The 10017-nt window shown below is 39.9% G+C and carries 6 protein-coding genes; all 6 read left to right on the top strand.

All coding sequences use genetic code 11. The features are described 5' to 3' along the window. Positions 1-226 precede the first annotated feature (226 nt). The 6 genes from rlmD (at position 227) to AACU98_RS13110 (ending at position 9974) form a co-directional block, all read left to right on the top strand. Complete coding sequence (gene rlmD, locus AACU98_RS13135; RefSeq protein WP_004244987.1) at positions 227-1552, top strand: 23S rRNA (uracil(1939)-C(5))-methyltransferase RlmD; 1326 nt, start codon at positions 227-229, stop codon at positions 1550-1552. 55 nt (positions 1553-1607) lie between these two features. After that, positions 1608-3848 (top strand): GTP diphosphokinase, encoded by a 2241-nt coding sequence (gene relA / locus AACU98_RS13130; protein WP_004244986.1) that lies wholly within the window; start codon positions 1608-1610, stop codon positions 3846-3848. Between the two features lie 110 nt (positions 3849-3958). Next, entirely contained in the window at positions 3959-4756 is a 798-nt protein-coding gene (gene mazG / locus AACU98_RS13125; RefSeq protein WP_161734610.1) for a nucleoside triphosphate pyrophosphohydrolase, read from the top strand. Between the two features lie 511 nt (positions 4757-5267). Further along, entirely contained in the window at positions 5268-6905 is a 1638-nt protein-coding gene (pyrG, locus tag AACU98_RS13120) for a glutamine hydrolyzing CTP synthase (RefSeq protein WP_004244983.1), read from the top strand. A 64-nt stretch (positions 6906-6969) separates the two neighbouring features. Then, positions 6970-8271, top strand: coding sequence for a phosphopyruvate hydratase (gene eno, locus AACU98_RS13115; protein ID WP_004244982.1), 1302 nt, complete (start codon positions 6970-6972; stop codon positions 8269-8271). 320 nt (positions 8272-8591) lie between these two features. After that, the gene (locus tag AACU98_RS13110) at positions 8592-9974 is read left to right on the top strand and encodes an SLC13 family permease (protein WP_004247295.1); all 1383 of its coding nucleotides are present in this window, start codon (positions 8592-8594) and stop codon (positions 9972-9974) included. Positions 9975-10017 lie beyond the last annotated feature (43 nt).

Here is a 10017-nt window from a genome sequence, read left to right as displayed (position 1 = left end):
ATTAAATCTATATAAAAGAGTACTTCTACTTGTTAGCATAAAAATATTTTTCGATTTCATAAAAATATTGCTTATATCAGTTAAGTAAATAACTTGTTCGATGGTATACTCTCCTCATATCTTATTCTAAATGGTCTAGTAAACACTTAATTCTGTTTGCGGAGTGAAAATGTCAAACTAGGCTGTTTTAGAGTTAATCCGCAATAGATTCATAAAATTTAATACTATGGTGCAGTTTTATTCCCCTAAAAAACGTCCTGCTAAAAAACAGGTAAAAAACTTGGCGGTAACCGCTAATGCATTGGATGCTAACGGTCAAGGTATTGCTCATGCTGAGGGCAAAACCATTTTTGTTAAAGGATTACTTCCACAAGAAACTGCACGCATTCGTTTGACCGAAGAAAAACGCCAGTTTGCCAAGGGAGAAGTGATCACACGGTTAACCACAAACCCAGAAAGAGTGACACCACCCTGTCAGTACTATCAACATTGTGGTGGGTGCCAGCAACAACATGTGCCTATTGATTGGCAACGTACCACTAAAGCTGAGGTTTTATCACATCTTATTAAACGTGAAACTAATGTGGTCATTTCAGCACAGCCTGTTATTGCCGGTGCGGAGTATGGCTATCGGCGCCGAGCAAGATTAGGGTTACGTTATCACCCTAAAAAGGGTTTGGTAATGGGATTTCGCCAAGCACTCTCTAATGACTTAGTGATGGTCACCCAATGCCCAGTATTAAAACCACAACTTAATGTACTGTTATTGCCACTGTGGCAGTGTTTAAAGCAACTCTCTGTCGTGCGTGATTTAGGTCATGTGGAATTAGTGTTAGCAGATAATGGGCCATTAGTGATTTTGCGTCATTTATCACCGCTATCTGAGGGTGATAAGCAATTGTTAGATGATTTTTCTCATCACGCTCAAGTGATGATATATCTGGCGGGTGATAATGGTGAGATCGCACAATTAACAACGATTGAGAAGGAACCCTTCTATCAGATAGAGGGTCTAAAATTACACTTTGCACCAACGGATTTTATTCAAGTTAATGATGAAATAAATCATAAGATGGTTGCTCAAGCGATAGCATGGCTCGATTTATCGCCAAACGATCGCGTACTAGACTTGTTTTGTGGCATGGGTAACTTCACATTACCTATGGCAAAGCGTGTTGATAAAGTCGTTGGTGTCGAAGGTGTTCCTGCACTGGTGGCAATGGCGAAAAAAAATGCTGAACTTAATCAATTAGATAATGTTCAGTTTTGGCATGCTGATTTATCCGCCGATTTTTCTGCTATGCCTTGGGCACAGGAAGGATTTAATAAAGTTCTGCTAGATCCCGCAAGAGCGGGAGCTGCACAAGTGATGTCACATATTGTGACGTTATCCGCAGAAAAAATTGTGTATGTTTCCTGTAATCCGACCACGTTAGCCAGAGATAGTAAGATATTATTAGATTCCGGATATCAGCTAACCCAGTTAAGAATGTTGGATATGTTTCCACAAACAGGGCATCTGGAATCAATGGCATTGTTTATTCGCAAATAAACAGATAGCCACTCAATAAGTCGCAGATAAGATTTATATCGAGTAGGGAGAGAATATGGTTGCAGTTAGAAGTGCTCACTTAACACCTGCAGGGGAGTTTGCCGTTGATAAATGGGTTAATAGCTTGAATTTAACTCATGCGAATGCGGGGAGTGAAATCATGCAAACCTGGGAATACTGTCATCGTACTGTTCTGGGCCGTGAAGATGCGCAACTGTTGCTATGGCGCGGTGTTGAGATGGTTGAACTTCTTTCGACACTCAGTATGGATAAAGATAGCATGAGGGCAGCACTTCTCTTCCCACTTGCTGAAGAAGATCTTATTAACCAGGAAGTTATCACTGAACATTTTGGTGAGGCGATATGGAATTTAGTGCGTGGCGTAATGGAGATGGATGCTATTCGCCAGCTTAAAGCGACACATACCAACGAAACTAGCTCAGTACAAGTCGATAATGTACGCCGTATGTTATTGTCTATGGTAGAAGATTTTCGTTGTGTAGTTATTAAACTCGCAGAGCGGATTGCCCATTTACGTGAAGTGAAAGATGCCACTGAGGATGAACGAGTCTTAGCGGCAAAAGAGTGTTTTAATATCTATGCACCATTAGCCAATCGATTGGGGATTGGACAATTAAAATGGGAGCTTGAAGATTTCTGTTTCCGTTATCTTCATCCTGATGAATATAAGCAAATTGCAAATTTACTGCATGAACGCCGTATTGATCGCGAACAGTATATTGATAATTTCGTCAGTACGGTGCGTGGTTATATGCAGCAAGAGAATATTGAAGTCGATATCTACGGACGTCCCAAGCACATCTATAGTATTTGGCGAAAAATGAAGAAAAAAAATCTCGCCTTTGATGAGCTATTTGATGTTCGTGCGGTACGTATTGTTGTCGAACGCCTACAAGATTGTTATGCCGCTTTAGGTATTGTACATACTCATTTTCGTCATTTACCCGATGAATTTGATGATTATGTTGCCAATCCAAAACCAAATGGTTACCAATCTATTCATACGGTAGTACTTGGCCCTGAAGGTAAAACCGTTGAGATCCAAATACGTACTCGTCAGATGCATGAAGATGCTGAATTAGGTGTTGCAGCGCATTGGAAATATAAAGAAGGTGCTACTGGTGCAACAACCAAAGGCGGGACGGGAAGTTATGAAAATCGTATTGCGTGGTTACGTAAATTAATTGCATGGCAAGAAGAGATGGCTGATTCTGGTGAAATGCTAGATGAAGTACGTAGCCAAGTATTTGATGATCGCGTCTATGTCTTTACGCCAAAAGGGGATGTGATTGATTTACCTGCAGGCTCGACACCATTAGATTTTGCTTATCATATTCATAGTGATGTTGGTCATCGCTGTATTGGTGCTAAAATCGGCGGGCGCATCGTTCCATTTAGCTATCAGCTACAAATGGGCGATCAAATTGAAATTATTACTCAAAAACACCCTAATCCAAGCCGAGATTGGCTAAATCCTAATCTTGGTTATGTGACAACCAGTCGTGGTAGAGCAAAGATCCACAACTGGTTCCGTAAACAAGATCGCGATAAAAATATTATTGCAGGCCGCCAAATCTTAGATAATGAATTAGCGCCGCTTGATATTAATATGAAAGAAGCAGAAAAACTGCTGATTGCTCGTTATAACGTCCATAGTCTTGATGAAGTGCTGGCAGGTATAGGCGTTGGTGATATCCGTATCAATCAATTAGTCAATTTCTTACAAAGTAAGCTGAATAAAGCCACAGCGGAAGATGAAGACAAAGAGGCGTTACGCTCATTAGAAAATAAAACGGCTACACCAAAAACAACCACGTCAGGTGGTGGCAGTATTGTGGTCGAGGGTGTCGGGAACTTAATGCATCATATCGCACGTTGTTGCCAACCTATTCCTGGCGATAATATCGTTGGATTTATTACCAAAGGACGTGGTATTTCAATTCACCGTGCAGATTGTGATCAATTAGCTGAGTTACTTTCTCACGCACCAGAGCGTATTGTCGATGCGGTGTGGGGTGAGAATTACTCAAGTGGTTATTCATTAGTGGTGCGGGTTGTGGCTAATGATCGCAGTGGTTTATTACGCGATATCACCACTATTTTAGCTAATGAAAAAGTGAATGTGCTGGGAGTTAGTAGCCGCAGTGATGTGAAGCAACAAATAGCGACCATTGATATGAATATTGAGATTTATAATCTCCAAGTATTAGGGCGTATTTTAGCGAAACTCAATCAATTACCTGATGTCATAGAAGCCAAACGCTTTTCTCATTAAGACATTGGTCACCTTAACGGATAAAATGCCAAGCACAATGTGTCTTGGCATTTTTTTACGAAATTTTGTTAACTCGACATAACGATCACTTTTATATACAAGGCCAGATAATGTCAGAAAACCGTGAAATTTTACGTTTATTAGCCATTATGGCGCAATTACGTGATCCTCAAACAGGCTGTGAGTGGGATAGGGTACAAACCTTTGACACCATAGCCCCCTATACATTAGAAGAAACCTATGAAGTACTGGATGCTATTGCCCGCAAAGATTTTAGCGCACTTAAAGAGGAGTTAGGGGACTTACTCTATCAGGTCGTTTTTTATGCCAGAATGGCGCAAGAACAGCAATTATTTGATTTTAATGATGTCTGTGAAGCTATCAGCAATAAATTAGAACGTCGTCATCCACATATTTTTGCTACAGAAAATGAAAATAATTTAGCGACTGAAAAGCATTGTTGGGAAAAAATCAAGGCTCAAGAGCGTGAAGCGAAAGCACAATATTCATTACTTGATGATATTCCTGCTACTTTACCGGCACTGATGAAAGCAGAGAAAATGCAAAAGCGCTGTGCCTCCGTTGGCTTTGATTGGCACGAGCTTTCTCCTGTATTAGATAAAGTGTATGAAGAAATAGATGAAGTGATGGCAGAAGTGAAAAAAGCCCCTAGAGATGATCAACGTATTGAGGATGAGTTGGGGGATTTGCTTTTTTCTGTGGTTAATTTATCGCACCATTTAAAACAAAAGCCAGAGCAGGCACTTAATCGAGCTTGTCGTAAATTTGAGCAACGGTTTAGGTTTGTTGAAAAAATGCTCACAGAGCAGGGTATAAACATAGAAAATGCTTCATTAGAAGAGATGGAGATCAGTTGGCAAAAAGCGAAGGAAAAAGAAATTGAGTGAAGAATGACTCATCATTATTTGTTTTTGTGACATTAAGTGCGAAAAATAATAGATGAAATCTTATTGTTTTTGCTCACTTTTTATAAAAAATTATAAAAGGCGAAATTATAAAAGGTAATTTCGCTTTTTTTATTTTAGGTGGCTTTAAATATCGTTGTTGCATTTGATTTGCTAAAAAGTGTGATTAACCTCAAAAAAATTAAAAGCATGATCATAAGCAAAAGATATGTCACGAAACCTGCTACACTTTATATCGTGAAAAAAATAAAGCATCTATTCTCTAAAAGTGATATCTTAGCTGAAAGGATTAAGCTAAAATGCTTGAGAAATATTTTCACGGGTTTAGTTGATTGAATTTTTACTGTTTTTTCGTGTTTAAACGGATAAGTAATGTGATGAAAAAGAACTTTATACAACTAAGAATGTTTGTAGCGAAAATAAGGTTCGGGTATACTGTGTTCCCGTCCAGTTATATCCATCATCCAAATACACCTAAACTTTCAGGTTCAGCATGAAAACGAATTATATTTTTGTGACCGGCGGGGTCGTATCCTCTCTGGGTAAAGGCATTGCCGCAGCCTCTTTAGCGGCTATACTAGAAGCCCGTGGACTCAATGTCACCATGATGAAGTTAGATCCGTATATTAACGTCGATCCAGGTACAATGAGCCCAATTCAACACGGAGAAGTCTTCGTCACTGACGATGGAGCTGAAACTGATCTTGACTTAGGCCATTACGAGCGCTTTATTCGCACGAAAATGACGCGTCGTAATAACTTTACGACCGGCCGTGTATACTCAGAAGTGCTACGCAAAGAGCGTCGTGGTGACTATCTTGGTGCTACTATCCAAGTTATTCCTCATATCACTAATGAAATCAAAGAACGCATCATCCGTGGCGGTGAAGGTCATGATGTCGTGTTAGTTGAAGTTGGTGGTACTGTCGGTGATATCGAATCACTTCCTTTCTTAGAAGCTATCCGTCAAATGGCGGCAGAAGTAGGGCGTGAGCATACTTTCTATCTGCACTTAACATTAGTGCCTTATTTAGCGGCTTCGGGTGAAGTAAAAACCAAACCAACGCAACACTCTGTAAAAGAGTTACTCTCGATTGGTATTCAACCAGATGCATTAATTTGTCGCTCAGATCGCGTTATTCCAGCTAATGAACGCGCCAAAATTGCACTGTTTTGTAATGTTCCCGAGAAAGCGGTTATCTCATTAAAAGATGTCGATTCCATTTATAAAATCCCTGCACTCTTGAAATCGCAAGGATTAGATGATTATATCTGTAAACGATTCAGCTTAGATTGCCCAGTGGCAAATCTGTCTGAATGGGAACAGGTTATCTACGAAGAAGCCAACCCTGAAGGCGAAGTTACCATTGGTATGGTTGGTAAATATGTTGAATTACCAGATGCCTATAAATCAGTGATTGAAGCATTAAAACATGGTGGTTTCAAAAGCCGTGTTGCGGTAAATATCAAATTAATTGATTCTCAAGATGTGGAAACTCGTGGTGTAGAAATCCTAAAAGGGTTAGATGCAATCTTAGTTCCAGGTGGTTTTGGTGAACGTGGTGTTGAGGGCAAAATTATGGCAGCTCGATATGCACGTGAAAATAAAATCCCTTATTTAGGCATCTGTTTAGGTATGCAGGTGGCTATGATTGAATTTGCACGCAATGTTGCCAATATGGAAGATGCTAACTCCACAGAGTTTGCACCTGATTGTAAATACCCAGTTATTGCGCTTATTACTGAATGGCGTGATGAGAATGGCAATCTTGAAGTGCGTACAGAAAATAGTGACTTAGGTGGAACAATGCGCCTTGGTGCACAACCTTGTCATTTAAGTGGCGATAGTTTAGTGCGTACTCTGTATGGTAAAAATACCATTACAGAGCGTCATCGTCATCGTTATGAAGTGAATAATCTACTGTTAAAACGTATCGAAGATGCGGGTTTACGTATTGCAGGTCGTTCAGTTGATAACAAGCTGGTGGAAATTATTGAAAATCCAAATCATCCTTGGTTTGTTGCTTGTCAATTCCACCCTGAGTTTACCTCAACGCCACGTGACGGCCATCCGTTATTTGCTGGCTTTGTGAAAGCAGCCTTTGACTACCAAAAAGGCTTGCTAAAATAGGATATGTGAGAAGAGAGCGCGTATCTCTCTTCTCGGAAATTTAACTTGTACAGAGGAAAACCGTATGTCCAAAATCGTTAAAGTACTTGGTCGTGAAATTATCGATTCTCGTGGCAACCCAACAGTTGAAGCTGAAGTTCACTTAGAAGGTGGTTTTGTTGGTATGGCGGCGGCTCCATCAGGCGCATCAACAGGTTCTCGTGAAGCTTTAGAATTACGTGATGGCGATAAGTCACGTTTCTTAGGTAAAGGTGTTCTGAAAGCGGTTGAAGCTGTTAATGGACCAATCGCTAAAGCTCTTTTGGGTCAAGATGCTAAAGACCAAGCTAATATCGATAAAATCATGATCGATTTAGATGGTACTGAAAACAAATCAAACTTTGGTGCAAACGCAATCCTAGCTGTTTCTTTAGCAAACGCAAAAGCAGCTGCTGCAGCGAAAGGTATGCCTTTGTATGAGCATATTTCTGATCTGAACGGTACTCACGGTCAATACTCAATGCCTTTACCAATGATGAATATCATCAATGGTGGTGAGCATGCTGATAACAACGTTGATATCCAAGAGTTTATGATCCAACCTGTTGGCGCTCCTACTCTGAAAGAAGCGGTTCGTATGGGTTCTGAAATCTTCCATCACTTAGCAAAAGTGCTGAAAGCAAAAGGCATGAACACTGCGGTAGGTGATGAAGGTGGTTATGCGCCAAACTTAGAATCTAATGCGGCTGCATTAGCGGCTATCAAAGAAGCAGTAGAAGCTGCGGGTTATGTTTTAGGTAAAGATGTAACTCTGGCTATGGACTGTGCTGCATCTGAATTCTATAACAATGAGACTGGTAACTACGAACTGAAAGGCGAAGGTAAAACTTTCACTTCACAAGAATTCACTCATTACTTAGAAGAGCTGACTAAACAGTATCCAATCGTTTCTATCGAAGATGGCTTAAACGAATCTGACTGGGATGGTTTCGCATACCAAACTAAAGTACTTGGTGACAAAATCCAACTGGTTGGTGACGACCTGTTTGTAACTAATACTAAGATCCTAAAAGAAGGTATCGATAAAGGTATTGCTAACTCTATCCTGATCAAATTCAACCAAATCGGTTCACTGACAGAAACGTTAGCTGCTATCAAAATGGCGAAAGACGCAGGTTATACTGCTATCATCTCTCACCGCTCTGGTGAAACAGAAGATGCAACTATCGCTGATTTAGCAGTAGGTACTGCAGCAGGCCAAATCAAAACAGGTTCTATGAGCCGTTCTGACCGTGTTGCTAAATATAACCAGCTGATCCGTATCGAAGAAGCATTAGGTAGCAAAGCACCTTTCAATGGTCTGAAAGAAGTTAAAGGCCAAGCATAATCGTAATTTCGATTAGAAAGATTTATTAATTTTAAATGGGTGAATGTATTGTTCACCCATTTTTTTTGGCGCTAGATAGGGAAAGTAGGATATTTACACTAGAACAATGGAATAAAAAGTGTGATGCGTAAGAGAAAATAGTGTTCAATTTTTACTCTTTTATTAATAAATCGGTTAATTCTCGTGGATCAGATCCCAATTATAACTTTTGCACATTTTCAATGGAGTGAAATGTTTTTATATTTCACATATAACCTATTTCGTTAACAATTATGGCTTAGTGAACTTAATGTTCACGTCAGCTAATGTGGAGTATTATCATGGATGCGTCCAATTTAGCCCCATCGGCGAAATCAAGCCCGATAAACAAACGAGGGTTAATTATTTTAGCAATCGACGTTGTACTACTGCTGTTATTGCTAGAATTTTTACCCTACGATCCAAAAGCTAATGCAGGTTTAGCGTTAATGGTGTTTGTGGGTGTGTTATGGCTGACAGAAGCTATTCACGTAACTATTACAGCGTTGTTTATTCCAATCCTTGCGGTAGTGCTCGGGTTAATGAACACCAATGAATCGCTAAAATCTTTTGCTAATCCGATTATTTTCTTATTCTTCGGAGGATTTGCATTAGCAACAGCGCTTCATATTCAAGGATTAGATCGCTTAATCGCTAACCGCTTATTGATGATTGCTAAAGGCAAGCTCTCCATTGCTGTCTTGTTACTTTTTGGGGTAACGGCATTACTCTCAATGTGGATCAGTAACACGGCAACTGCGGCAATGATGTTACCGTTAGTGTTAGGCATTTTATCTAACTTAGATATTCGTTCAGAACGTAATACTTTCGTCTTCGTACTATTAGGTGTTGCTTATAGTGCCAGTATCGGTGGTTTAGGTACGTTGGTGGGTAGCCCGCCAAATGCAATTGCTGCTGCTCAACTAAATTTAGATTTTATTACTTGGATGAAGTACGGTGTTCCAATCATGTTAGTGCTATTGCCTATCATGTTTATTGTGATGTATCTGATGCTACGTCCTAACCTAAAACATAAGTTTGATCTGAAATTAGAAGTGTTAGAGTGGAATAACAAACGTGTTATTACCATGATTATCTTCTTAGTAACGGTATTTTGCTGGATCTTTAGCTCCTTTATCAGTAGCGCTTTCGGTGGTGTGAAAGATTTAGATACCGTCATTGCAGTCAGTGCCGCTATTGTCATCGGGGTGACGGGTGTAGCAAGTTGGAGCCAAATTCAGGAAAATACAGAGTGGGGCGTATTAATGCTGTTTGGTGGTGGTTTAACACTGAGCGCAATTTTACAATCTTCTGGTGCAAGTTTGGTTATGGCTGATTTTATGAAAGATACTTTTGGTAACAGCCATTGGTTTGTCATTATTCTTGCTGTAACAACCTTTATTATTGTTTTAACTGAATTCACCAGTAATACCGCCAGCGCTGCGTTACTTGTTCCTATCTTTGCAACGGTGGCACAAGCTTTAGGCATGCCTGTTATGGCGTTAACGATGATTATTGGTATCGGTGCATCATGTGCCTTTATGTTACCAGTGGCAACGCCACCCAATGCTATTGTATTTGGCTCCGGATATATTAAACAGACAGAGATGGTACGTGTAGGTGGGGTACTTAACCTTGTGTGTATCTTAGTTATCTCTCTCTTTGCTTGGTTCTTCTGGTTATAATTACAATTACTAATTAATAAATAAAAGGTATCTATAAAAATAG

The sequence above is a fragment of the Proteus sp. G4380 genome (assembly GCF_963885725.1).
In the GTDB taxonomy this organism is placed as follows: Bacteria; Pseudomonadota; Gammaproteobacteria; order Enterobacterales; family Enterobacteriaceae; genus Proteus; species Proteus mirabilis.
The sequence above is the reverse complement of the archived record's forward strand: the minus strand, read 5'-3'. Positions and strand labels throughout refer to the sequence as shown.